The 26,032-nt window shown below is 45.1% G+C and carries 27 protein-coding genes; 16 read left to right on the top strand and 11 right to left on the bottom strand.

Annotation, left to right across the window (positions count from 1 at the left end; genetic code table 11):
• The first annotated feature begins 12 nt into the window (after positions 1–12).
• Entirely contained in the window at positions 13–870 is an 858-nt protein-coding gene (locus GVO62_RS07390; RefSeq protein ID WP_159118411.1) for a spondin domain-containing protein, read from the top strand.
• A gap of 197 nt (positions 871–1,067) precedes the next feature.
• Here GVO62_RS07390 and GVO62_RS07385 read toward each other — a convergent pair whose 3' ends face one another.
• The 7 genes from GVO62_RS07385 to rplM form a co-directional block, all read right to left on the bottom strand.
• Positions 1,068–1,541, bottom strand: coding sequence for a ClpXP protease specificity-enhancing factor (locus GVO62_RS07385; protein WP_120960770.1), 474 nt, complete (start codon positions 1,539–1,541; stop codon positions 1,068–1,070).
• The gene (gene sspA / locus GVO62_RS07380) at positions 1,538–2,170 is read right to left on the bottom strand and encodes a stringent starvation protein SspA (RefSeq protein WP_159118410.1); all 633 of its coding nucleotides are present in this window, start codon (positions 2,168–2,170) and stop codon (positions 1,538–1,540) included. Before sspA ends, GVO62_RS07385 begins: the two co-directional genes overlap by 4 nt.
• 167 nt (positions 2,171–2,337) lie before the next feature.
• Complete coding sequence (locus tag GVO62_RS07375) at positions 2,338–3,072, bottom strand: cytochrome c1 (protein ID WP_159118409.1); 735 nt, start codon at positions 3,070–3,072, stop codon at positions 2,338–2,340.
• Positions 3,069–4,334: a cytochrome b gene (locus GVO62_RS07370; protein WP_159118408.1), complete on the bottom strand. Its 1,266-nt coding sequence runs from the start codon at positions 4,332–4,334 to the stop codon at positions 3,069–3,071. Before GVO62_RS07370 ends, GVO62_RS07375 begins: the two co-directional genes overlap by 4 nt.
• Positions 4,335–4,339: 5 nt before the next feature.
• On the bottom strand, positions 4,340–4,969 hold the full coding sequence (gene petA, locus GVO62_RS07365) for a ubiquinol-cytochrome c reductase iron-sulfur subunit (protein WP_105930682.1): 630 nt from the start codon (positions 4,967–4,969) through the stop codon (positions 4,340–4,342).
• A 392-nt stretch (positions 4,970–5,361) separates the two neighbouring features.
• Positions 5,362–5,754 carry a 30S ribosomal protein S9 gene (gene rpsI / locus GVO62_RS07360; RefSeq protein WP_025256473.1) on the bottom strand — a complete coding sequence of 131 codons (393 nt, stop codon included), beginning with the start codon at positions 5,752–5,754 and terminating at the stop codon, positions 5,362–5,364.
• A gap of 12 nt (positions 5,755–5,766) precedes the next feature.
• Entirely contained in the window at positions 5,767–6,195 is a 429-nt protein-coding gene (gene rplM / locus GVO62_RS07355) for a 50S ribosomal protein L13 (protein ID WP_012517329.1), read from the bottom strand.
• Positions 6,196–6,468: 273 nt separating this feature from the next.
• Here rplM and GVO62_RS07350 point away from each other — a divergent pair, with 273 nt between their 5' ends.
• The 15 genes from GVO62_RS07350 to GVO62_RS07280 all read left to right on the top strand — a co-directional run bounded on the left by GVO62_RS07350 (position 6,469) and on the right by GVO62_RS07280 (position 20,699).
• Positions 6,469–7,389, top strand: a complete 921-nt coding sequence (locus GVO62_RS07350; protein ID WP_159118407.1) for a hypothetical protein — start codon at positions 6,469–6,471, stop codon at positions 7,387–7,389.
• 260 nt (positions 7,390–7,649) lie between these two features.
• The gene (locus GVO62_RS07345; RefSeq protein ID WP_159118406.1) at positions 7,650–8,315 is read left to right on the top strand and encodes a response regulator; all 666 of its coding nucleotides are present in this window, start codon (positions 7,650–7,652) and stop codon (positions 8,313–8,315) included.
• A 1-nt stretch (position 8,316) separates the two neighbouring features.
• Entirely contained in the window at positions 8,317–9,606 is a 1,290-nt protein-coding gene (locus tag GVO62_RS07340; protein ID WP_159118405.1) for a sensor histidine kinase, read from the top strand.
• On the top strand, positions 9,590–9,955 hold the full coding sequence (locus GVO62_RS07335; protein WP_159118404.1) for a cupredoxin domain-containing protein: 366 nt from the start codon (positions 9,590–9,592) through the stop codon (positions 9,953–9,955). The genes GVO62_RS07340 and GVO62_RS07335 overlap by 17 nt, the downstream gene beginning before the upstream one ends.
• On the top strand, positions 9,945–10,706 hold the full coding sequence (locus GVO62_RS07330; RefSeq protein WP_159118403.1) for an FTR1 family iron permease: 762 nt from the start codon (positions 9,945–9,947) through the stop codon (positions 10,704–10,706). The genes GVO62_RS07335 and GVO62_RS07330 overlap by 11 nt, the downstream gene beginning before the upstream one ends.
• A complete protein-coding gene (locus tag GVO62_RS07325; protein ID WP_173359619.1) occupies positions 10,700–11,404 on the top strand; it encodes a hypothetical protein in 705 nt (234 codons plus the stop codon). Before GVO62_RS07330 ends, GVO62_RS07325 begins: the two co-directional genes overlap by 7 nt.
• Positions 11,405–11,494: 90 nt before the next feature.
• The gene (locus GVO62_RS07320) at positions 11,495–12,232 is read left to right on the top strand and encodes a glycosyltransferase family 2 protein (RefSeq protein ID WP_159118402.1); all 738 of its coding nucleotides are present in this window, start codon (positions 11,495–11,497) and stop codon (positions 12,230–12,232) included.
• Complete coding sequence (locus GVO62_RS07315; RefSeq protein WP_159118401.1) at positions 12,222–12,899, top strand: TVP38/TMEM64 family protein; 678 nt, start codon at positions 12,222–12,224, stop codon at positions 12,897–12,899. The genes GVO62_RS07320 and GVO62_RS07315 overlap by 11 nt, the downstream gene beginning before the upstream one ends.
• On the top strand, positions 12,896–14,707 hold the full coding sequence (locus GVO62_RS07310; RefSeq protein ID WP_159118400.1) for an ArnT family glycosyltransferase: 1,812 nt from the start codon (positions 12,896–12,898) through the stop codon (positions 14,705–14,707). Before GVO62_RS07315 ends, GVO62_RS07310 begins: the two co-directional genes overlap by 4 nt.
• Before the next feature lie 109 nt (positions 14,708–14,816).
• Positions 14,817–15,560: a thermostable hemolysin gene (locus GVO62_RS07305; protein WP_159118399.1), complete on the top strand. Its 744-nt coding sequence runs from the start codon at positions 14,817–14,819 to the stop codon at positions 15,558–15,560.
• Positions 15,550–17,064: an AMP-binding protein gene (locus GVO62_RS07300; protein ID WP_159118398.1), complete on the top strand. Its 1,515-nt coding sequence runs from the start codon at positions 15,550–15,552 to the stop codon at positions 17,062–17,064. Before GVO62_RS07305 ends, GVO62_RS07300 begins: the two co-directional genes overlap by 11 nt.
• 3 nt (positions 17,065–17,067) lie before the next feature.
• Positions 17,068–17,739: a TenA family transcriptional regulator gene (locus GVO62_RS07295; protein ID WP_159118397.1), complete on the top strand. Its 672-nt coding sequence runs from the start codon at positions 17,068–17,070 to the stop codon at positions 17,737–17,739.
• A gap of 65 nt (positions 17,740–17,804) precedes the next feature.
• Entirely contained in the window at positions 17,805–18,650 is an 846-nt protein-coding gene (locus GVO62_RS07290) for an SDR family oxidoreductase (protein WP_159118396.1), read from the top strand.
• Positions 18,651–18,665: 15 nt separating this feature from the next.
• A complete protein-coding gene (locus GVO62_RS07285; protein WP_159118395.1) occupies positions 18,666–19,367 on the top strand; it encodes a tetratricopeptide repeat protein in 702 nt (233 codons plus the stop codon).
• Between the two features lie 165 nt (positions 19,368–19,532).
• Positions 19,533–20,699, top strand: coding sequence for a hydroxymethylglutaryl-CoA reductase (locus tag GVO62_RS07280; RefSeq protein WP_159118394.1), 1,167 nt, complete (start codon positions 19,533–19,535; stop codon positions 20,697–20,699).
• An 85-nt stretch (positions 20,700–20,784) separates the two neighbouring features.
• Here the strand turns inward: GVO62_RS07280 and GVO62_RS07275 are convergent, their stop codons facing one another.
• The 4 genes from GVO62_RS07275 to rlmD form a co-directional block, all read right to left on the bottom strand.
• Positions 20,785–21,153: a YbaN family protein gene (locus tag GVO62_RS07275; protein WP_159118393.1), complete on the bottom strand. Its 369-nt coding sequence runs from the start codon at positions 21,151–21,153 to the stop codon at positions 20,785–20,787.
• A gap of 275 nt (positions 21,154–21,428) precedes the next feature.
• The gene (gene mazG, locus GVO62_RS07270; RefSeq protein ID WP_159118392.1) at positions 21,429–22,316 is read right to left on the bottom strand and encodes a nucleoside triphosphate pyrophosphohydrolase; all 888 of its coding nucleotides are present in this window, start codon (positions 22,314–22,316) and stop codon (positions 21,429–21,431) included.
• Positions 22,294–24,477 carry a GTP diphosphokinase gene (gene relA / locus GVO62_RS07265; protein ID WP_159118391.1) on the bottom strand — a complete coding sequence of 728 codons (2,184 nt, stop codon included), beginning with the start codon at positions 24,475–24,477 and terminating at the stop codon, positions 22,294–22,296. The genes mazG and relA overlap by 23 nt, the downstream gene beginning before the upstream one ends.
• Positions 24,478–24,489: 12 nt before the next feature.
• Positions 24,490–25,950, bottom strand: a complete 1,461-nt coding sequence (gene rlmD, locus GVO62_RS07260) for a 23S rRNA (uracil(1939)-C(5))-methyltransferase RlmD (RefSeq protein WP_159118390.1) — start codon at positions 25,948–25,950, stop codon at positions 24,490–24,492.
• Positions 25,951–26,032 lie beyond the last annotated feature (82 nt).

Here is a 26,032-nt window from a genome sequence, read left to right as displayed (position 1 = left end):
GGAGCCATTAAAATGACTAATAAAATAGTAAAACTCAGTACGTTATTGATGCTATCGGCTCTTTTAGCGGCGTGCGGCGATGATGGTGATACAGGACCTCAAGGGCCAGCTGGTCCTCAAGGTGAAGCTGGAGTCGACGGTCAAGATGGTGCCGATGGCGCAGACGGCCAAGACGGTTCGAACGGGCAAGACGGTAGCAACGGTAATTCAGCGGTTTACACAGTTCAAATTACCAACTTAACTTACTCTCAGCCCTTTGCACCTGCCGCCGTCATTTTACACGAGTCAGGCTTCCATTCATTTAGTGAGGGCGAGCCAGCCAGCATGGGCATTGAAATTATGGCTGAGGGCGGTGACCCGTCTATGGTCATTACTGAAGCCATGGACTCCACGGACTTTTTGGATGCGCAAAACTCTGGAGGCATATTGGGCCCTCGCTCAATGGGCACAGAACTAACCCTTGTGGTTCCGGAACTCGATGCTGACGACTTACGCCTTACGGTAACCACCATGCTGGTCAACACTAACGACGCGTTCACCGGCTTAAACGCTGCTAATGTAAGTAACATGGCGGTTGGTGATACAAAAACGTTCATGACAGTGACCTGGGACGCTGGTACCGAAGCAAACACAGAAACCGCTACCACTATGCCTGGCCCTGCTGCTAGTGCAGCTGGTGGTGGCGGAGAGGCAGCGGGTTATGATGTAGTTAGGGACGACCTTGCCGATGCAGTAAGGCTCCATCAAGGTGTGGTAACCAGTGCAAACGCAAATGACCCAAGCCGTGAAGGTTTGTCAACGTCCGTACTAACCGAAGCCCATCGCTTTGATTTTCCGACAAGTCGTGTTGTGATAACGCGAACCCGTTAACTGGTAAACGGCAATGCCACGTTAAAGCGCCCTATTACGCAGGTAATGGGGTGTTTTTACTTTTGTGCGAAAGGGAGAACCGGAGATGAAACTTAAGGGAATAAGAAAGATAAGCGCTGGCTTTGCTGAGTAGATAAACTTCACAAAACCAGGCTAATACATTATTTGACAAGCTATTTAATGAGCTAATTAATAAGCTATTTAATAACCTTGAGAGTAGGTTTACCCTTTTTAGGTGGAACAGGCGCGTCTTTGACGTCGCTTGCATCAGCGTCTTCAAGCGACGTTGGGCCGCTAGGCTGAGATGCATTTTCAGATGTGTCCGCACTGTCTTGCTGTGCTCGTGCCACATCTTCCTCTGTTGCAAACACGGTACCCGCACCGTTTTCCCTTGCATAAATCGCTATAATTGCTTCACATGGCATGCTTAGTCTTCTTGGTTGCCCAGAAAAACGCGCTTGAAACGATAAGCCATCTAAATCAAGGGAGAAATTAACACACGCACTTGGTGATACATTCAAGACGATTTGACCATCTTTAACGAACTCTTGCGGTACTTCTACCAGTTCGTTGGTTGCATCGACCACAATATACGGCGTTAAGTCATTATCAACAATCCACTCATAGAACGCCCTAAGCAAATAGGGCTGGTTTGACGTCATAGATGTCATAACGGGTTGTGAATCTCGCGCTCTTGGTCAGTCAAAGACGCTTTAAACGAACTGCGAGAGAAAATGCGATTCATATAAGCATTAATTTCTTTGCTGCCTGCACCGTTAAGCTCGATACCAAGTGCTGGTAAACGCCATAGTAGCGGAGCAAGGTAGCAGTCGACCAAACTAAACTCTTCGCTCATGAAGTAAGGCATTTCACCAAACACAGGTGCTAGTGATAACAATGCTTCACGCAGTTCATTTCGTGCTGCCTCTACATCACCCTCACCACGGAAAATGCGCGCAGCCAGTGAGTACCAATCTTGCTCAATGCGGTGCATCATCAGACGGCTTTGACCACGTGATACAGGATAAACAGGCATTAATGGTGGATGTGGAAAACGCTCATCAAGGTATTCCATGATGATGTGAGACTTATAAAGTACAAGTTCACGGTCAACTAGGGTTGGAACAGTACCGTAAGGGTTTAGCTCCAACAGATCTTCAGACAGGTTGCTAGGATCTGTGAAGCTGATTTCAACACCCACACCTTTTTCTGCCAACACAATACGTGCCTGGTGGCTGTAAATATCAATTGTGTCAGAGAACAACGTCATAATAGAACGTTTATTCGCGGCTACGGCCATTCAATTTCCTCCGTCGAGAAACAAGTTTATGCTTACAAACGGTAAGCTTATTACGTTAATTCGTGCTACCTGAAAGCGCTTGTCTTAGACGCTTTCAGGTAGCACGAATAAATACCAAAAAAGGGGGCGAGACGCCCCCTTTTCATATTATACATAAATCTGTGCGATTAGTGCACTTCTCGCCAGTATTCTTTCTTCAGTAAGTAAACAAATACAAACAATACTGCGATAAAGATAAGTACCCACTTACCAATTTTGTGAGATTCAAGTTTTGAAGGCTCACCCGTGTACTCAAGGAAGTTCACGATATCGGCAACGGCTTGGTCGTATTCGTCAGGAGACATGGCGCCAGTGCCATCTGACTTGATGCCTACAAAACGCTTAACCATTTCACCATCAACCATTTGCTCTTCGTAAGTACGAGTAGGCGTACCTTGAAGTGGTTGAAGTACGTGTGGCATGCCCACTTCTGGGAATACAGTGTTGTTCACACCAAACGGGCGGCTCTCATCTACATAAAAAGAGCGCAGATAGGTGTAAATCCAATCTTCACCACGAACGCGAGCAACTAGCGTAAGATCTGGTGGCGCAGCACCAAACCAACCTGCAGCTGCCTCTTCAGGCATGGCACGAGTGATATAGTCAGCCACCTTTTCACCCGTAAACTGGAGATACTCTTGACCAAGTTCATCAGGAATACCCAAGTCTTGGAATGAACGCTGATAGCGCTGATACTTCATAGAGTGACAGCCCAAGCAGTAGTTCATAAACAATTGAGCACCGCGCTGTAAAGATGCCTTATCGGTTAAATCGATAGGCGCCTTGTCTAAGTGCACGTTACCACCTGCCGCAAGCGCTACGCCAGGTAGGAAGAAGGCTAAAAAGCACATCATTTTTTTCATTTAGGAATCCTCTCTGGCACAGGTTTAGTGTTTTCGTTTTTGCTGTACAAGAACAGTGCAATGAAGAAACCGAAGTACATGATGGTCGCAACCTGCGACGCTACAATTTTCCAGTTTTCTTGTGGCGTACCACCTAGATAACCCAGGAAGATAAACACAATTGCAAACACGATTAGGTTCACTTTGTGCAAGCCACAGCGATAGCGCCATGATTTAACGCGACCACGGTCAACCCAAGGTAGAGCAAATAGCGCAGCAATCGCACCAAACATTGCTAGTACACCGAACAACTTGTCAGGTACCGCTTTCAAAATCGCATAGAACGGCGTGAAGTACCACACTGGGAAGATGTGCTCAGGTGTCTTCAGCGGGTTAGCAATTTCAAAGTTAGGATGTTCCAAGAACTTACCGCCCATTTCTGGCGCGAAGAACAGTACATAAGTAAATAGTGCTAGGAACACACAGAACGCCACAAGGTCTTTAAGCACGATGTGTGGGAAGAACGGTAACACGTCATCAGCGATGTCGTATTTGCTTGTGTAGTACTCGTGGATTTCATATTTAGTCTTTTCAGACTCAGGTAGTGAACCTTTCTTGTGTTTAATCGCAACACCGTCGGGGTTGTTAGAACCCACTTCGTGAAGTGCGATAATGTGAAGGAACACAAGGATAACAATAACCAAAGGCAGTGCAATTACGTGAAGTGCAAAGAAACGGTTAAGTGTAGCGCCAGAGATAACATAGTCACCCTGTAACCAAACAACAAGGTCAGGGCCTACAACAGGGATTGCGCCGAATAGCGAAACGATTACCTGAGCACCCCAATAAGACATTTGTCCCCATGGTAGTACATAGCCCATGAATGCTTCCGCCATAAGCGCTAGGTAGATAAACATACCGAACACCCATAGAAGTTCACGAGGCTTCTGATAAGAACCGTAAATCATGCCACGGAACATATGCATGTATACAACGATAAAGAACGCCGATGCGCCAGTACTGTGCATATAGCGGATAATCCAACCGTAGTCGATTTCACGCATGATGTATTCAACAGAAGCGAAAGCGCCTTCTGAAGAAGGAACGAAATTCATGGTTAACCAAATACCAGTAACAATTTGGTTTACCAAAACGATAGTAGCTAGGAATCCGAACACATACCAAAAGTTCATGTTCTTTGGCGCTGGGTATTGAATAGCGTGCATGTTTGCAACGCGCATCAATGGGATGCGGTCTTCAATCCAACCTAGAAAAGCGTTCATAATAATTAAGCCTCCGCTTCTGAACCAATGATGATATTTGTATCATCAACGAACTGATAAGGCGGCACTACTAGGTTTAAAGGTGCCGGTACGTTTTGGAATACACGTCCCGCCATATCAAACTTAGAACCGTGGCATGGGCAGAAGAAACCATCAGGTACACCTTCAACGTATTCTTCAAACGCGCCATCTTTGAGGTGCTGTGGAGAGCAACCTAAGTGCGTACAAATACCAACAAGAATCAGGTATTCTTCTTTCATTGAACGGAAACGATTTTGAGCAAAAGTTGGCTGCTGCTCAGCTTCAGAGTTAGGATCTTTCAGCTTATCTTCGTGTGCGCCTAATTCTTCAAGAATTTCTGGCGTGCGACGAACAATCCATACTGGCTTGCTTCGCCACATTACACGTACTAACTGTCCAGGTTCAATCCCGCTGATATCTACTTCAACGTCAGCACCAGCGGCTTTCGCTTTGGCGCTTGGATTCCAGGACGCAATAAAAGGCACAGCAGCACCAACGACACCTACACCACCAACTACCGACGTGGCAACGGTCAAGAACCGACGACGAGTGTTGTTTTCTGGCTGGTTTTCATTGTGTGCAGACTCTGTTGCATCTACAGATACATTGCTCATCCACATTTCTCCAGGTTTGGATAATTATGATGTGTAACCCAAGCTTATACTGGTTTTGTCACGCTTGAGTCATGCATCATATGGCTTGTCATGATAGCGACGCTACAGCAAAATTTTGCTAGTTCACGAAGTCACGAAAGTTTTCAAAATTTTCGACCGCAAATGATAAAAGAAAAGCCCTTATAAACACAAGGTTTTACTGCTATTTAAGCGATAATTTAATTCAAAAGGTATGATAAGGTTTAGCGAGGTAAACCTCTAAAATCAAGGTTTTGAGGTATATTTGATGGGATAAGGCGTAGAAATTAAACCTTTGTTATAAAATCACTTGTGAAAGCAAAAATAAAAAACCCGGCATAAGCCGGGTTTTTGCAATACAAAAAGCGTAAAAATTAACGCTTTGAGAATTGAGGACGCTTACGCGCTTTGTGAAGACCAACTTTCTTACGTTCAACGCGACGTGCGTCACGAGTAACGAAGCCAGCTTTACGAAGGGCTGGACGTAGCGCTTCATCATACTCCATAAGAGCACGAGTAAGACCGTGACGGATTGCGCCCGCTTGACCGTTAGAACCACCACCTTTTACAGTGACGTAAACGTCAAACTTTTCAGTCATTTCAACAAGTTCAAGTGGCTGACGAACAACCATGCACTCTGTTTCACGACCAAAGTACTCGTCAAGAGCGCGTTGGTTTACTTTAATGCTACCTGTGCCTGGACGTAGGAACACACGAGCAGTAGAACTTTTGCGGCGGCCTGTGCCGTAGTATTGAGTATCTGCCATGTTAATAGCTCCTTAAATGTCCAAAACTTGTGGTTGCTGTGCTGCGTGAGAGTGTTCTGCACCAGCGTAAACTTTCATTTTACGGAACATTGCGCGACCTAGAGGGCCTTTTGGCAACATGCCTTTAACTGCTTTTTCAAGAACCATTTCTGGCTTGTGAGCAATTAGTTTTTCAAAGTTTGTCTCTTTAAGACCACCTGGGTAACCAGAGTGCGCATAGTACATTTTGTCTTGCGCTTTACGGCCTGTTACCGCAACCTTTTCAGCATTGATTACGATGATGTAATCACCAGTGTCCACGTGAGGTGTGTACTCTGGCTTGTGCTTGCCACGAAGGCGTAGTGCGATTTCAGAAGCCAAACGGCCTAGAGTTTTGTCTGTGGCGTCTACCACATACCAGTCACGTTGTACCGTTTCTGGCTTAGCAACAAAAGTTTTCATTTTCAAATTCACCCGAATAATATCGTCGTTACTGATTTCTGAACACCAGAAATCACCTTAAAATCAACACAAAGACCCCTTCGAGCCGGCTGATTCTTCCACCTTCCCAAAGGTGGGCGTAACTGGGCAGGGCGCGAATTATACAGGAATTGACATAAATGCGAACCCCTAATGCAAAATAAATGAATAATATTTAGCCATAAAACAAATGACAATGCGCTTAATATGCGATATTTTTTATTTGTTATATTTTTGATCACAAAATTAAAACAAATGAAATTCTCATCAGCGGCATGTCTTAGTGCATTTGCGTTATTTTTTCTTTGCTACGATGTAGTGGCCAAAGAAGAAAATCACCAGAGTATTGTTTTCACACGCGCGTTTGCAGACAACGATTACGGCAACTATCACGTCGCAGTTTTGCAAGCCGCACTTAATGCAACCCCAGATCTGGGAACCACAACCTTAGTTCCACATCCCCAACCCATGAGTCAAAGCCGTCAGCTGGTGTCACTTATCAATGGCGAAGCTGACGTCATGTGGAGCGCAACCAGTCAAGTTCGAGAAAAACAACTTATCCCTATCAGACTTCCATTACTCAAGGGTTTTGCTGGCTTCCGCGTGTTCGTCATAAACCCAGATAAACAAGATAGTTTTAACTATTCCATTGATAGTTCAACACTGAAAACTCGGACCCTAGTACAGGGTTCGGATTGGCCTGATTTAACTGTACTGAGCTCGAATGGTTACAACGTTGAAGGTGAGGATTGGAGCTTGTGGTTTAATTCTATGTATTCACTCGTGGAGAAAAATCTTGTTGACGCCTTTCCCCGCAACATCATTGAAGTACATCGCGAGCTGTCCCGCCATTCTGATAAGCATGTTTCCTTAGAGCAATATCACCTACTCAATTATCCCAACTATGAATATTTTTTTGTAAGCCCAAATAACCAGGCGCTTGCCAACAGGTTGAAGATAGGTCTTATTCGAATATTGGAAAACGGTGAACTTAATAACATTTTTAATTACTTTGACTACCACGAAGAGGCAGGAAAGCTCGTCGATAGTGGCACACGTAGAATTCACTATCTTGATAATCCCAACATTCCTTATCGAATAAACTACGCCCGCTGGGACAAACACCCACAGCTAGCGATTGAGGCACTAAGAAAAGAACTTATTGAATTGCGATAATAAACACCAAGGTCGTTTTTAAGATTTTATTTGATGACTTTACAACGCTGCGACTGTTTTTCGATGTCCATTGCTCATACGGGCACCACATGGTTAGTCTTTGGCGTTCGCAAAACGCGAAGCAAGAAAGGTAGCTAGTAAGTAAGCCTTCGCAATCTTCATGAAAACAGTAACTTGACTGCCCTCACAGTATAGTTCTTAAGGTTTTCTTAAGCTTTCTGGTATACACTTTTACTGATTACATATCGTCGAGTATCTGAATGCGAATATTATTGGTTGAGGATGATAGGCCTTTGTCTGATGCGCTAGCCTTGTCTCTTAAAAATGCAAACTATGCTGTTGACTGCGTTTATACAGGTGCAGACGCAATGACAACCCTTAGTATCGGACAAACCGACATCGTTGTTCTTGATTTAGGCTTACCCGATACAGATGGTTTGAATGTACTTCAATCGATACGCAAAAAGAATGCGACACTCCCGGTATTAATTCTAACTGCACGAGATAAAGTATCCGACAAAATCTCTGGGTTAGACGCAGGTGCTGATGATTATTTACCAAAACCATTTGAAATTGATGAATTACTCGCCAGATTACGCGTACTTGAACGCCGCCTAGGTACGGCTTCCCAAACAATCATTACGATTAAAAATGTGAGTCTTGATACCGCACACCACACGCTGACAATCGACAATGAGACCATACACTTACCAAGACGTGAGCTTATGGTACTTAAAGCGCTCATAGAAAATGCCGGGCGCGTATTGAGCAAAAATCAGCTTGAAAACAAACTTTATGAATGGGGCGAAGAAGTAGCAAGTAACACGATAGAGGTTCATGTGAGTCATTTGCGAAAAAAAATGCCTGATAATTTTATCAAAACCATTCGCGGCGTGGGCTACTGTATTTCTAAATCGGGGGAATGAGTTGTCGTCTATTCGCCGTTTTCTAATTCTTACATTGATCAGTGCCCTCGTGCTGGTGATTTTTAGCGCAGCCCTTCATGGTTATCGCGCGACTCTAGATATCTCTAGTGCACTTTTAGACGACGAATTGATTGAGCTCTCCCGCGCCATTGCTTATTTTGATAGTAATAGTGAGGAAGAGGAACATGCACTGTTGTTTCAGATCTGGAAGAGAGGCGAACTAATAAGCACCTCTTCGGCTGAACTCACTACCCCCATAGCCGCCTTCACACCCGGTTTTTCTGAAGTCAACGCGTTGGGTACTCGTTGGCGTGTGTTTGCTAAGTACCAGGAACAACCTGCCACTTGGTATATGGTCGCTCAGCCGGTAAGCAACCGATTTATGCTTACCGACTCGCTCACCGTAGCGGCCATCACTCCTTTTATATTGAGTGTACCTTTGCTCGCTCTTATTTTGTTTTTTGGCATAACATGGGGCTTGTCACCTTTAAAACATTTATCTAGATTGCTAGCAAAGCGAAAAGGCAACGATTTTTCTCTCATTGCACTGCAAAGAGAACCAAGTGAACTTACACCTGTGGTTTCTACATTGAATACTATGTTCAATCGCCTTAACGCTGCATTTGAGCGTGAACAACAGTTCGCTTCTAATGCGGCGCACGAACTTAGAACGCCTTTAAGTGTTATGAAAATCAATATTCACAACATCGCAAATGAATTGGGCGAAAAGGGTGAAGTACTTAAAACACTTAAGGCTGATACTGACAGAATGATCCATGCAGTAAACCAATTTCTCTTGTTAACTAGAACAAGCCCAGAGACCTTTGTTGAGCAACGAGAGCCTATTAATGTGCACCATGTTGCTCAAGAGGTCATTAGTGACCTTTATGGAAAAATAGAAAATAAAGCACAGGAAATTGCGCTGGAAGGGGATGAGGTTTGGCTTCAAAGCTCGCAGTTTATGCTGTATACGCTGCTTCAGAATTTGGTAAGTAATGCGAGTAACTATTCGCCTAAAAAGGCGCAAATTTTAATTAAAGTAGAATGTCATCACAGTGGTGTCTCATTAAGTGTATGCGATTCGGGCCCGGGCATTCCTGCTGATCAACGACCTGAGGTTATAAAACGGTTTCAAAGGGGGTCTACGAGTAAACCCACTTCGGGGAGTGGACTAGGTCTCGCAATTGTTGCGCAAGTTGTTGCTTTACATAATGCAGAACTCACACTGCACGAAAGTTCGCTGGGCGGTTTAGAAGTAAGGGTAAATTTTTCAAATGACTACGTACTTTAAGTCATCCCTTGCCTTTGTCTTTGGCTTTTTTGCCTGCCACATACCAAGTGCCTGGGCGCTACCTGAGGTTGTAGTTGAAATTAAATCACATTTATTTTACCCCCAAGAAGTCACTGTTCCAGCTGGGCAAAAGGTAAAACTTACTTTTATCAACTTTGATAATACACCAGAGGAAATCGATAGCTTCTCCTTAAACAGAGAGAAGGTGATATTTGCAAATAGCAGAGGCACCATATTTATCGGACCGCTCACACCAGGAGAATACCCATTCTTCGGAGAATTTCATCCAAACACCGCGGTCGGTAAGGTAGTAGTGAAAAGCGCAGAGGACAATCAATATGCTCATTAATACTGTTGTGCTTTTTCTGCGTGATACGCTACCTATTTTCTTACTTATCAGCGTGCTGCTAGCCCTACCTCGCGTTTCCTCGGTCAATATCTTATGGCGTTTGTTTGCGCTTATATTTATCGCATTATTGACCTATCCAAAGCTGGGCTTGGTGTCAGAATTTTATGAAGGCGCAGGATTTGAACTTCTTAAGACGTTATTATTTTTTGTTGCTTGGATTGGCATGTGCTTTCTCGCGTCATATGGCACATCGAATTCATCATTGCTTAGCATTGGAGTCTCGCTGCTAGTATTGGGTATTGGACTACCAAATTCGCTGCACTTTTTAGTTTACTTCATCTCTGAACTGACGAGAAACAGCGATAGCACCTTGCTATTACTGGGCACCACTATTGGGCTTGGTATAAGCATCAGCATTGCCATCTTGCTTAATATTTTTCTCACTCATTTTGTTAATTTAAAAGTAACGCAGTGCTTTATTTCTGTTTTTGTTGCAGCGCAGGCAGCCAATATCGCTTTATTATTGGAACAAACCGATACGTTCCCCTCGCCAAACCAACTTTGGGATAGCAGCGACATTGTGAGCGATAACAGCGAGTACGGGCACTTACTTAACGCGCTTGTTGGCTATGAAGCCACGCCCTCTATAAATTATATCCTTGTCTTTTTAATTGCTTTGATTGTCCCTAATCTCATCACTTTTTTGTGTACAAGACAAAGGTCTACCCCTCTCAAGGAGGCCGCATGTTAAAACGTGCTATTTTCTCCTTAATCACGTTTTTGTTACTGTTTGCCGGTCAGGTACGCGCAGATAACTTTACCGTCGATAAGGTATATCATCCTTACGTTCTGCCGTTTGAGCGAGAATTCGAATGGCGCCTGACATCCAGACAAAACGACGATGGAAATGTGCTAATGCAACGATTTTCATTCGGCCACGCACTTTCTGAATTTTTAATTTTAGAGGCCTATGTAGTAGGGGCGCGTGATGAGAATGAAGATTTTGGCGTAGAGGGTTACGAATTAGAATTACGTTGGATGATGACCGAACAGGGACAGTATTGGGCTGACTGGGGCACATTGTTTGAGCTTGAAAAACAACATAATACTGATGACTGGGAAGTAAAGGCAGGCTTGCTTACTGAAAAAGAGTTTGGCCAATTTAGCCTTACTACCAACATTAGCGTCGTTTATGAATGGGGCGAAACGGTTGCTAACGAATGGGAAAGCGAATTTAAAGCCAAGTTTAGATACCGCTGGCTTCCTGAAATACAGCCCGGCGTTGAAGTTTATGTTGCTGAGGATTTTATTGGCGTAGGCCCAGCCTTTATGGGTATAAAGCGTTATGACAGACAGAAGCAGTTAAAATGGGAACTGGGCTTTATAGCTGGACTAAACGGTGACAGTAAAGATCACACACTTCGCATGTCGTTGGAATACGAATTCTAATGTAAGTTTGTACTTTAGCGCCCAACTTAAGCTTCCCTTAAGGTTCGACTTATAAAGTGCACGTCATTCGATGATTTACCAAATATTCTTATGCGCCAGTTTGACGTCAGTGTTGTTTTACCTGCTAAAAATGAAGCCAAAAACCTTTCTGCTTTGTTGCTAGAAATTTCAGAGGTGGTCCCCAATGCAACAACAGAAATTATTGTTGTAGATGATGGTAGCAGCGACGAATCTCTATCCTTACTGCGTAACCTTTCAAGCACCTTGCCGGTAAGTTGTCGGGTCATCGTCCACCCTATGAGCTGCGGTCAAAGCACGTCCGTTTTTCACGGTGTTTTGCAGGCAAAAGGAAAGTGGATCATCACCCTTGATGCTGATGGGCAAAACGATCCTGCTGATATACCGCGACTTATTCGCGCAGCTAAAGAAACTAACGCAGCGCACTTCTGCGTTATCGGACATCGTAAAAAGCGAAAAGATACCCCGTGGAAGCGATTTCAGTCTAAAGTTGCCAATCGTGTTCGCCAGTGGATCCTACAAGACGACACACCAGACACGGGCTGTGGCTTGAAGCTACTCCCAAGAAGCACCTTTTTACTGTTACCCTACTTCGACCATATGCACCGATATATTCCCGCTTTAACTAAAAGGCTTGGGGGAAAGGTGGTATGTGTATCGGTCAATCATCGCGCGCGTTTAGAAGGTAAATCAAATTACACAGCATGGAATCGTGGCTGGGCAGGGATCATCGATACGCTTGGCGTCAGATGGCTAATGTACAGAAACAAGCTTAATCACATTGCCAGCGGAATGGGTCATGAAGACTAATGTTCGCCGCCTCAAAAGCGTCATGCGGTTTTTAATTGGTGCAGCTAGTATCGCGCTTATCTGCTATTTGTCGCTTGAGGTCACAGGTGAAGTATGGAAACACGGTGATGATACAGATTGGTTGAATGCCTATATTTCAAATTTAAATTGGCAGTCGCTGAGTGTGATTTTAAGTGGCTGTGTTGTGCTTTTAACTATGGGTTTTCCCCGTCAGGCAGTCAGCTTTTTTTGCGGAGTGAGCTTTGGCGCATGGCAGGGAGGATTAATTGCTTTGTTGCTAACGGTATTGTCTGCATGTATCGCCTACGCATTAGCAAATGGCCCTTTGCGCTCACTCGCTGTCCGTCTTTTAGGTTCAAAGTTAAAACCAGTTGAAAACAAACTGGCCAAGCGAAGTTTTCGCAATGTGTTAATTGTTCGTTTATTCCCTGTAGGCTCTAACTTAATCACAAACGCTGTCGCAGGTGTGCTAAGCGTTCCGTTCGTCCCGTTTATTCTTGCAAGTGCAATCGGTTTTGCGCCTCAAACTTTTTTGTTTACTTTACTTGGAAGCGGTTCTCGCTTTGTCAGTTCCCTTGAACAGCCTTTACAAATAGGTGGCTTGATCATAAGCCTTCTTCTACTTCTATCCTTATCAGGCATTTCTCGTAGGAGTGAGCCGTCGTGAGGCTTGTGCTTAACTTAAATAGCCATGCATCAACTCTGTTCTTTTTCGCCTGTGCTCTGATATTGATAGGTTTAGGCTTCAGAGATGCTTGGCCACCCGATGAGCCTCGATTTGCCTTAGTCGCAAAAGAGATGGTGAACAGCGGACAGTGGCTTGTGCCCATGCGCGGTGGCGAAATTTATCCGGACAAGCCTCCTGTGTTTATGTGGTGTATTGCCTTCTTTTACCTTATAACGGGTAGCCTGAAGGTGGCTATGCTCCTGCCTAACGCAATCGCAAGCCTTGTCACTTTGGGGCTAACCTACAACCTATCGCTACGACTTGCCAGCGAAAAAGCGGCAATGTTGAGTATGCTCGTACTTCTACTTAGCCCCCAGTTTCTTATTCAAGCCAAATTTGCTCAAATCGATGCCCTTGTCGCCTGTTTTATTTGGATTGGCGTCTACGGGTTCATTCAGCACTTTTACGTGCGTGTTAGTTGGCGATGGTACTTTACAGCATGGTTCTTTATGGGGCTTGGCATCATAACGAAAGGCGTTGGCTTTTTACCTATTCTTTTGTTTATTCCCATTGCGTTTTTCGCATTTATTAGCGGCTTACATCGCGGCCAGTGGTCACTACGTATGTTGTTTGGTCCCTTAATTATGCTATCGGTTGTGGCGATGTGGCTTGCACCTCTGCTTTATCTTGGCTTGATAAAACAAGAGCCTCAAATTCAACAATATTTGTCGAACATTTTATTTAAACAAACAGCTGAGCGTTATGCCAATGCGTGGCATCACATAGAGCCTTGGTATTACTATATTGTTGAAGTTATTCCCGTATTTTGGATCACGCCAGTTGCCATACTGCTATCAAAAGCTAAATGGTTAAGAAATGTGCTTACTCAAAATCCCGCTTACTCATCATTGTTGATATGGGTAATATTAGTCGTCATTTTCTTCAGTATCAGCCCAGGTAAACGTGGTGTTTATGTTCTACCGGCACTGCCAGCGTTGAGCATGATTGCAGGTCTAGTACTTGCAAATTCAACTGTATCAAGAGGGTTAGCGCTGTTTTCGCGTGCAGTAACTTCGTTAATCTCTGGCGCTTTATTGATTGCTGGCTTAGCACTGCTGTTTCAAGAGCCCATCGCCAGCAAGTTGATTACGCGCTTTGACAGCGACAGCGAAACCCTTGTTCGTTTAAGTATGTTATTACTCGTACTCGGTTTCGCTGGGCTTTGTACTCATATTGTCTATTATCTTTACAATAAAAATCGCAATGCAGTGGAGGGGAAATCACTTGCCTACCAATTACTTTCATGGCTTTTCATTTTAACTGTAATCCCTTCCACATTCGGAGCATGGCTGCTCAATGACTACCGTACTCCCCGTATAGTCCTTCAAAATGCAGAAAGCCAAATAGATAATATGTTGACGAAGGATTCAACTGCCTTCGAGGTAGGGATAGTCAGCTTTAAAGAACAGTATTTGCTTTTTTCACCCTTTGAAATGTCTCATTTTGGTTACCATACCCTTAAAGAGCTAGAAAACGGTACAGCGTGGGCTTGGCTAACTGATACTTCCGGGCCTTCGCGCGGGCTAACAAAAGCTTCAGGCCAGCGGATTAGCTCCCCAATACGTCAACGCTTTTTGTTAGTTCCAAGTGACTACAAGTTTCAATGTGTAGACTTATCACAAGCAACTTCACTGGGCATAGCCCACCGTGACGAATGGTTATTGCTTCCTGCCAGTGCTGCAAACGCTACCTGTGATTTACCGACTAACGGCCCAGTTTTTAACAGCTATAAAGGCTCAAGCAATTAAATGGCTTGGGCGTTCTTAACATTAACCTTTATAAAAATTTTTCACACTTAAGGTTCTCTTAAGGTCTCGCGTTAATACTCATAACATCGCAAAACCAATGAGCATGTTTATGAGTTACGTTTTAGCTTCTGTTCCAACCCAGGTTGCTGGTAAGCAATCTGCGATTGTTTCAAAGGAAAAGCCCGCTATAACCTTTATCGCGGCAAAACATGGACATAATGCCCGTCGCCGCATTGAAGCGTTTATAGCAAGTGGTTTTAAAGCTCGCTATAACGCACGAGTGACTTCTTTTATGCCTATGCTGTTTGCTCTTGAAGCTAATGGAGTTAAAGCCGCCGCAGGCGCAAGATTTGCCGCATATGATGGTGAGTATAATTCTCTTTTTATAGAGCAATACCTCAACACTTCGGTAGAAACTGCCCTCACCTTACAAGGGATAACCGTAAACAGAGCGCATATTGCTGAAGTTGGTAACCTTTTTAGCAGTGCATCGCGCTATACCCTCCCCTTATTATTTGCCCTGTTCTTCGTTTTAAAACGATGTGGTAGCAAATACCTGGTTTTCAGTGCGACTTCACAACTCACCGCTTTACTCTTGGGCGCGGGTATTCAGCTCCTCCCCCTTGTTAGAGCTGATGTATCAAAACTTAAAGGAAATAGTGATGACTGGGGTACCTACTATGATACCGCTCCTCAGGTTACTGCCCTGTCGCTAAATCACGTAACCCAACACATCATTGGATGCCCTGAACTTAATGCTCATTACCAAAGAGCAATTGAGCTTATTTCCGCAAATGTGGATGCGTTAACGCAAAGTATGTGCACCAAAAAGGAAACGGCGTATGTTGCTTAATCAGTATATAAATGGGCACGATGATGATATTGCGCTGAAGTGCAATGACAGTTCAATGACTTACCGCGCCCTTTTCAGCGCCGTCGAGAACCTCGCAAGCTGGATAACAAACCACAATGCCGAGAGGATAGGCATTGCCTTTGACAATAGTTTTGCATGGGTGATTGCTGATTTAGCCTGCCAACAGGTTGATGTCTGCTGTGTTCCCGTTCCACTATTTTTTAGCGCTTCCCAACAAGAACATGTATTGGATGAGAGCCAGTGTCACTTTTTGTTGACCAATAGCGGTGGCGAACTAAGTGAATGGAGTGAGTCTCCGACAGTTATTGATAGCGAAAACGACATTGTCGCTCATCCGCTCAAACATGACGCTCGGGTATATATGCCTTTAGGTACTAACAAAATAACCTTTACTTCAGGCTCTACGGGTTCACCGAAAGGCGTATGCCTGTCAACTGAATCACAATGGAAAGTTGCCTATTCTATTGAGCGTGCAGTTCAACCGGAAATAGTTAACCACCTATGTTTGCTGCCATTGTCTACCCTACTTGAGAATATTGCCGGCGTTTACGCTCCTCTATACCACGGCGGCACGGTTTATTTAGCCACAGCATCTGAGCGCGGATTTCAAGGGAGCAAACTCGTCAACCCAAATGCACTGCTGTCACTGATAGACCGCGTTCAACCAACGTCTGTCATCTTGGTTCCCGACTTACTCATGGTGCTAGTACAGGCATGTAATCAGGGCTGGGCACCGCCTTCATCACTAATGTTCATTGCTGTTGGTGGTGCGCATGTATCGCCCGCTTTGCTGGCGCAAGCTCAAGCGAAGGGACTACCAGTATTTGAAGGTTATGGCTTATCTGAAGCGGTATCAGTATCAACATTGAACACGCCCAATTGCAATACGATGGGCAGTGCCGGAAAAACGCTAGGTCATAATCAACTGCACATCGAAGAGGGTGAAATTGTAGTTACAGGTAACCACTTTCTGGGCTATCTGAATCAACCTTCCTCATTTTATCCGACCCAGGTCAGAACCGGCGATTTAGGCTTTTTTTCTGACAACACACTCACGCTTAGTGGGCGTATAAAGAACATAATGGTGAACAGCTTTGGTAGAAATGTATCGCCGGAGTGGATTGAATCATTGTTACTGGGAACAGGACTGTTTAGACAGGCTTTGGTGTATTGTGAAGCTAGACCCTACTGTGTTGCGCTCCTCGTACCCGCTTCCAATACTATTTCCAATACACAAATTCAAAGCGCCGTTGCACTTATCAATAAGCAGTTACCTGACTATGCGCAAGTTGTTAATTTCACCTCCATCGGTCTTTGCACGCCAGAAAACCAACTGCTTACCCCAACGGGAAAGCTGAAACGTGACGCAATAATCGCTAGCTACGCGACTGATTTAGACTTGCTCTACCAGAGCCTAGACCAACACCTGTACAGCGCTCAAAGCACAATACCATCTTCTTCTCAATTTGTTATCAAGGAATAATCTATGGATTTCTATCAGCAACTTCAAAGCAACACCGAGCATGCCAGACAGACATTCTTACAGGCGCCGATTATACAACGCTGCTTTAACGGTGATTTTAACCTAAACGACTATATTGCCTTTCTTCAACAGGCCTATCATCACGTTAAGTTTACTGTTCCCCTGCTTATGGCTACAGGTGCCAAACTCAACGAAGATAAGGAATGGCTAAGAGAAGCAATTGGTGAATACATTGAAGAAGAAATGGGTCACCAGGAGTGGATCCTTAACGACCTTGGAGCCTGTGGCGTTGATAAAGAAAAGGCGAGGAATAGTCAGCCTGCACCCGCTACCGAATTAATGGTTGCCTATGCTTTTGATGCAATCGCACGCAAAAGTCCACTGTATTTCTTCGGCATGGTATTCGTTTTAGAGGGCACAAGTATCGCGCTTGCCGACGCCGCTGCAAAACAAATCAAAGACAAGTTATCACTGCCTAAATCAGCGTTTAAATACCTTACCTCTCACGGTGCGCTAGACCAAGAGCACATTGTTTTCTTTGAAGGGCTTATGAACAAAATTACCGACCCCAAAGAGCAACAAATGATCATTCACAGCGCGAACATGTTTTATCGCTTATACGGAGATATCTTTCGCGAATTAACACCCGAACACGGCTTGGAACAGGTTGCTTAAATTCAAGGGTGTACCTCTGGTACTTATCTCCTGAGGTAAACGGCTAACACGTTAAGGTAAATACAATGAATATTGAGTGGCGTAATCAAGTGGTGCTTCTTACAGGTGCTACTGGCGGTATTGGTAAAGCAATAGCCAAGGCGCTTGATGAAAAAGGCGCGCACATTATCCTAACTGGCAGAAGTAAGGCGAAGCTCGAACAGCTGCAACAAAATTTAACCCTTCATCATACCGCCGTTGTGGCTGACATTACGTCAGATGAAGGCAGAGATAGAGTAGTAAGTGCCTGCCAACGACTTCCTTTAAGTATTCTGGTTAACAATGCCGGCATTACCTATGTTGGCGAGTTTGAGGGCACCCCTATCGAGTCGATTGTGTCGACAAATATGCTGGCACCCATGCTACTAACCCAACGCCTGCTGCCGTTACTAGAACGTAGACCGTCTGCGCACATTGTGAATGTAGGCTCTGCTTTTGGAGGTATCGGTTTTGCTGCGCACGGAACCTACTGCGCAACTAAATTCGCGTTGAAAGGCTGGACGGAAGCCATGCACAGAGAATTCAACGATAGCAAAATCAAATTTCATTATCTAGCACCACGTGCAACGCGCACCGACATAAACGACCAACGCGCTATTGCGCTAAACGACGCATTAGGCAACCAGACAGACGAGCCTGATGCAGTAGCACAAGCATTTATTAAACAGCTGGAAAACAATTTGCCAAGAGTGGCGCTAGGACGTGCTGAACGCTTTTTTGCCAAACTTAACGCGCTAGTTCCCAGTGTTGTTGACAACGCGTTGGCAAAAAAACTTCCAATGATTAAACGCTATGCCTTTCAAAAATCGCAATCACAAGACAAACAAACCAGCGCTCAAAACGATACCCGCCTGGGTAATAAGCTGATTTAACACGAGGACATTACTATGAAGAAATTAACCACGCTTAGCACCACGGTAATTCTAGGACTCGGTCTGGCATTAAGTCATACGGCTATGGCTCAAGCTAACGAGGCCACAGAAAGTACAGCGCCGACATCAGCCTCAAGTGAAACAGCAACCACCCCGTTAAAGACACTTCAGCATCAGTGGGCACATATTAACTATGAACTTGATGATGCAGAAAGGGAAAAAGCATTCGTCGCCCTTATTAATACCGCTAAATCTTTCGTTAAGGCAGAACCCAACAACCCTGAACTATTGATTTGGCAAGGCATAATTCAATCCAGTACAGCCGGTGCCAAGGGCGGCCTTGGTGCTCTGGACTACGCAAAGGATGCTCGTAAGAGTTTTGAACAAGCAATGCGATTGGACGAAAACGCACTCTCTGGCTCTGCAATGACCAGTCTAGGCGTGCTGTACCATAAGCTTCCGGGCTGGCCTATTAGTTTCGGTAGCGACAAAAAAGCTGAAAAATTGCTAAAGCATGCGCTTGAAATAAACCCTGACGGAATAGATCCTAACTATTTTTACGCGGAGTATTTATTCGATAACGGTAAATATGACGAAGCCCTTAAATTCGCCAAAAAGGCACAGGTCGCTCCAAGTCGTTCAGATCGCCCTATTGCAGACTTAGGTCGCAAAAAAGAAATCGCTTTATTGGAGGCGAAAATAGCGAGAAAAAGTTAGTTGGCAGAGCCTAACTTTTCCAGATATTAGTGATAGAAAGGTGTATTAGACGCCTTTCTTCACTTAATTCATTTACATAGACTGCATTTATCTTAATGTATAAATTGTAAACAGTGTTCATCTGATACCAGCGCTCCTATTATGAAATAAAAAAGGAGTGGCCTAATGCCTAAAATCCCACGTTCTTCAGACAACGACTATACCCATGACATGAGCCAGACCCGCCGCGAGTTTATCGCCCGCGAGACAGGCACTCAGTTAAACCACTTAGGATACTATTCAATCCCGCCTGAAACCTTATCGGGCAACATAGAAAACTTTGCCGGCGTTGCACAGGTACCTATTGGCTTTGCAGGCCCAATGTTGGTAAATGGAGAGCATGCTAAGGGCGAATTTTACGTTCCCATGGCTACAACAGAGGGGACGCTAACAGCCAGCTACAGTAGAGGTATGCGTCTAACAAGGGAAGCAGGCGGTATTACTACGACGGTTATTGACGATGCTATGCAGCGAGCACCTTTGTTTGCGTTTAGCAATGCCAGAGAGGCTTTAGCCTTTGGTAAGTGGGTAGAGCAAAATTTCAGTGCAATTAAACAAGCCTGTGATAACACCACCAGCGTGGGAAGATTAAGAGATATTGAGCAGTATGCGGCCTCTAAGCTACGCTGGCTTAGATTCAACTTTACCTGCGGCGATGCTGCTGGTCAGAACATGGTAAGTAAAGCCACAAAAGCGGGTTGCGAGTGGATACAAGCAAACTATCCAAACGCTATCGACCATTTCGTACTGGCCGCAAACCTTGATACCGATAAAAAGCACTCGCACTTAAACTCGCTGCATACCCGCGGAAAGCGCGTTGTAGCAGAAATCACCCTGCCAAAACAACTTATGACGGAGATTATGCATTGCCCGCCAGAGGCTTTGTTTAAACAGCGCCAATATTCAAATATGGGCGCATTGATGGCAGGTAGCGTTAACAATGGTGCGCATTTCGCTAACGGTATTACCGCCATGTTCATCGCTTGCGGGCAAGATGTCGCTAATGTGGCTGAGTCGTCGGCGGGGTTTACCTACGCTGAAATAACGCCAAACGGCGACTATTACTTTTCGGTCACTATTCCGTCGTTAATCGTTGCCACGTATGGCGGTGGTACGGGCCTGGCAACCCAAAACGAATGTTTAAGTGTGCTTGGCTGCACCGAAAGAGGCAGCGTAAATAAGTTTGCTGAAATTGTTGCTGCGACCGTATTGTGCGGCGATTTATCTTTGGGTTCTGCTGTGGTGGCCGATGAATGGGTAAGTAGTCACGAACGACTTGGTAGAAATCGCTAGACGTTTTGAGTGTATCAAAAAGCATATGCCTTCGAATAAGGCAAAGACTTCTCAAAATAAGCGTGACTTAATGCGTTTGAAGAAACTAAATAGCAGGAAGACTGGGGCGTGTAACCACAAAGTACGCGCCGACTCCCATAAACACACCAATGCCTATGTAGGCAGGAATGGGAATAGATGCAAACAGGCAAACAAAAATAAAGCTTAAAAGCATGCTACAGCAGGCAATGCATTTTACCTTTTTCGATATTGCACCATGCTTTCGCCATGCAACAAGACCTGGGCCGTATTTGGGATGCTGAATCAACCAGCTTTCAAGGCGCGGTGAGGATTTCGTAAAACAAAAAAGCGCAGCTATCAAAAATACCGTGGTTGGCATTACCGGTAAGAATGCTCCAACAATGCCTAAGAGCGTTAAGAACAACCCCAGCGTTGAATACAGTATTTTTTTCATAAAACAATTACGCCCAATCCAAACCAACTCCTCGGCCAGTGCTTTTGAAGAACACTGGTTAAACACCCTTCCAATGTGCCATTTTTATACACAGATTTTAGACAAAACGGATCTACGTGGCCTTGTCGTAAATCAAACCTACATTATAAACATAAGCCAAAATGGGAAAGTTTCCATCTACATTGGTCTAATTCATAGGCCATTCGTTTTCTGATAGGCGAATATGGTAGAAAGTTAATTAACGAGGCGTGTTTGGAGACTCCATAACGAGCTCTTCACTTAGAACGAGAGGACTTTTTAACTTGCTGCCACAGCGCTTCCATTTCATCAAGCGTCAATGCGTCGAGCTTCTCGCCCTGCTCTGCCGCCAAGTGCTCTACTCCTTTAAAACGGTTAGCAAACTTATTACTGGCGTTTCGAAGTGCGGTATCAGCATCTACCTTGCAATGCCTTGCCAAGTTAACCATGGCAAAAAGTGCATCGCCAATTTCTTCTTCAATAGCTTGTTGGTTATCGGGCACGCCACTGTTTAAAGGTGCAACGCCAGCATTCAGTGCCCCTTGTGCTCGCTGTTTGAAATCCAGTTCTTGCTGAATCTCTTCCACTTCCTCACGTACTTTATCTATTACGGGTGCGGCATCAGGCCAATCAAAGCCAACCTTGGCACATGCTTTTTGCAACTTTTGTGCGTACATCAGTGCTGGCATTCCTGACGGAACACTATCTAAAATACTGTGATTACCAGTTTGTTTAGCGCGTCTTTCTTCAGCCTTGATTGATTCCCATTGTTCGTTCAGCGCGGTCTCATTTAAACCGTTATTGCTATTGGCACTATCAGCAAAAACATGAGGGTGACGACGCACCAGCTTGTCGCTGATACTCTGCGCCACATCGTCAAAAGAAAACGCTTTAGATTCACTGGCTATCTGCGCGTAGAACACCACTTGAAACAGCAAGTCACCCAACTCATCCTTAATATCGCGCATATCACCAGTGGCAATAGCATCAGCCACTTCGTAGGCTTCTTCTATGGTGTAGCGAGTTAGACTTTCCATGGTCTGTTTCACATCCCACGGGCACCCAGATTGGGGGTCGCGCAGCTGTTCCATTATTTCAAGCAGCCGCTGCATTTCAGTAAGCTTAGCTTTGTTTGCGTTTTGCATCAGTCACGCCTTTAAGCTGTCGCAGTCGAGTTAGCACTTTTGATACGGTGTCGAGATCATGAACTTCTATCGAAATAGTGATTAGCGCCGTTTGTCTGTTTTTGTCACTTAAGCTGTTTACACCTAATAACGGCACGTTTTCGTTAGCCAACACCGTAGTGATGTCGCGCAACAGCCCTGTTCTATCATGACAAAATATATCAATGCCCGTCTCAAAACCCACTTTAAGCTCTTGTGACCAATTCACTTCTATTTGGCGTTCAGGGTGCTGTGACAACAAGTGCTGCAGCTGGTCGCAATTTTCTTTATGAACGCTTACACCGCGACCTTGGGTGATATAACCCAATATAGCTTCGCCGGGCACCGGCTTACAGCAGTTCGCCAGCTGGCTCATTAGGTGACCCACGCCCTGCACTACCACCGCATCTTTCTTACCTGTGCCGGCTGCGGTTTTTCTGGTTTTAACCTTCGGGCTTATCTCGGGCTCTGGGGCTGGCGGCTCCTGCAAATGGTGAATAAAGTTAATCACCTGCATAACGCGCACATCGCCAGCGCCTACCGCAGTATACAAATCATCAAGGCTTTGTAAGTTAAACTTCTCAAATGCCTCATTAGGTACTTTAGCTGACAAGTGGGCGCGCTGAAGCTCACGCTCTAACAGCTCTTTGCCAGCGGCAAGGTTTTTATCCCTGTCCTGTTTCTTAAAATACGAATGAATGGTGGCACGGGCCCGTGAGGAGTGCACATAACCAAGGCCAGGGTGCATCCAGTCGCGACTTGGGTTTGGTTCTTTGCCGGTGAGTACTTCTATCTGATCCCCACTTTGCAGCAAGTAAGTAAACGGTACGATACGCCCATTCACTTTTGCGCCAATGCAGCGATGACCTACATTACTGTGAATGTAATACGCAAAATCAAGCGGCGTAGCACCTTGGGGAAGGTCAATAACGTCGCCTTTCGGTGTGAACACGTACACTCTATCGTCAAACACCTGGCTACGAAGCTCTTCAACCAAATCACCCGATTCGGCCACTTCTTCTTGCCATGCAAGTATACGACGAAGCCAATTTATGCGCTCGTCATAGCCTGACTGCTTGCCCGTGCTACCTTCTTTGTACTTCCAGTGCGCAGCCACACCAAGCTCTGCATCCTGATGCATTTTCTGTGTGCGAATTTGAATCTCGACCGACTTCCCTTCAGGCCCCACAATAACCGTATGAATAGATTGATAGCCATTGGGCTTTGGTGTTGCAATATAATCGTCAAACTCGTTGGGTAAATGCTTGTAACTAGCGTGAACGGTGCCTAGCGCTGCGTAACAGTCTTGCAAACGCTCGGCAATAATACGCACTGCACGAATGTCGAAAAGCTGCTCAAACGTAAGGCGCTTTTTCTGCATTTTTTTCCAAATGCTGAAAATATGCTTAGGGCGACCATAAACCTCGGCGCGGATCTCTTCGCTGTCAAGCAAACCTTGCAGATCGTCTACAATAGTATCTATATATTCGGCGCGTTCTCTGCGCTTGCCGTCAAGCTGCTGCGCAATTTGTTTATAGGTAATCGGATGCAAATAACGAAAAGCGAGATCTTCAAGCTCCCACTTTAGCTGACCTATGCCCAAACGATTTGCTAGTGGCGCATAAATACTAGCGCACTCCCGTGCCACCATGACGCGAGTTTCTTCGTCGGCTTTTTTAACCTGTTGTAGTGCGCAAATACGCTCGGCCATTTTTATTACAACGGCGCGTACGTCTTCTACCATCGCAAGCAGCATGCGACGAATGCTGTCTATGTGCTGTTCATCTGATTTCTGAGCAAAGCCAGAGCCACTTACTTTACGAGCGTGTAACGACTTTATGGCATCCATGCGGCGAACACCAACAATGAGGTCGCGAATCTCGCCGCCAAACTCTTCATATATGTCGTCTTCACTCAACGCATGCTGTTCGCAATAAGGAAAAACCAGCGCGGCCTGCAGCGTCGCATCATCCATATTAAGTTGGCACAAAATCTCAACCATTTCCTGACCAACCAATAGTCGCTCAGGCATGGAGGACACCGCACTTAGCTTTTCTTTTGTTTCTGCACTTAGCTCTAGGCTGTCTAACCACGCTTCAAAGGGCGGCCGATCGGCTTCGTGGACCTTTCTTGTAGATACCATATCCTTTACTCGTTACTGCTGCTTACGCGTAAACAAGGCCATCATTTCCATGTGATGGGTGAAGGGGAACATTTCTGCTACGCCCGCTTTTTCCATTTCATAACCTCCGTCTATCAACACCTTTGCATCTCTTGTAAACGTACTTGGATTGCAAGAAACATACACTATCGTTTTTGGTAGTGCTTTTACAAGCGCGTGACAAACAGTCAACGCCCCTTCTCGTGAGGGGTCTAGCAATACCTTATCAACGCCTTGTTGCAATGAAGCCTCGACGTTGGTCTTATCGGCTAAATCTAAATGCAGCCACTCAACATTTTCAATGCCCTGCTGCTGTGCATTGTCTTTAGCTCGGCGCACCATCTCGGCCACACCCTCTATCGCTTGAACCTTTGCACCTCGCTTAGCAATGGGCAAAGTAAAATTACCCAGCCCGCTAAACCAATCAGCTACACGCTCGTCGGGCTGAGGACTTAGCCAGTCTATTGCTTGGTTAATCATTTTTTCATTAACCACTTTATTTATTTGAATAAAGTCGTTAGCACTGGGGGAAATTGAGCAACCATTTACCGTATTCATAACAATATCAGTATGCTTACCTACACTGCGAATTTGCCCTTGCTTATTCTCAAGTTTGAATTCGATATCATGGTCGCTAACAGAGAAATTTTCGCTCACCAATGCGCTCACCGCATCAATCAGCTCAGCCTCAAGGGCTTTGGTGTGTTTAATAACAAGGTGTGAGGTATTATCACCTGCAACAAGGCTAACATGCCCAATATGACGAGCAGACTCAAACCCTGTCAACGCGTCTCGCAACGGACCAATAATTGTAGATAGCGGGTCAACCAATATAGGGCATGTTTCTACATTGATAACATTATTGCTATTCGCTTCGCGGAAGCCCAACTTAATTAGATTAGGGTTACGGGCATCTATGGCCAGCCTTGCTTTCCTGCGATATTGAGGGCGAGGCCCCTCTAGAGATGCTTGCCAAACGTGTGGCTTCATTGCAAGGTGACGCTCCATCATCACTTTAAGGGCAAGGTCACGTTGCGCAAGGGCAGCGTCGGGTTTTATGTGCTGTAGCTGGCACCCGCCGCATGCATCAAACACAGGGCAAAAAGGTACTTGTCTTACTTCACTTGGCGCGTGGATTTTTTTCGCTTTGGCGTTTATGACTTTCTTTTTACTAGATAACGCCTCTATATCGCAGGTTTCTCCTACAAGGGCGCCTTCCACAAACACCATGGGATTACCGCGCGCCACGCCATTACCCATCCAATCTAAATCATCAATGGTTACCGTATCTATTGCTTGGCTTGCGCTGATATTTGTTGTTTTTTTATCCTTCCCAAACCGCAGACCAGCGACCTGCGCATTTGCACTAACACTTCCTCTTTTTGAAGCACTGCTTTGAGTACGAGACGCTTTATCTTTTTGCTTACTGCGCGACTGTTTGAAAAGGTTTGCCAAGTGAGACTCCGGTTCCCTGTTTGTATAAATGGTTTTTGCTAGGCCTTTCAACCTTCATAAGAATCTGCCGTCGATGCTTTCT

This window comes from Alteromonas sp. KUL150 (genome assembly GCF_009811475.1).
In the GTDB taxonomy this organism is placed as follows: domain Bacteria; phylum Pseudomonadota; class Gammaproteobacteria; order Enterobacterales; family Alteromonadaceae; genus Alteromonas; species Alteromonas gracilis.
The sequence above is the reverse complement of the archived record's forward strand: the minus strand, read 5'-3'. Positions and strand labels throughout refer to the sequence as shown.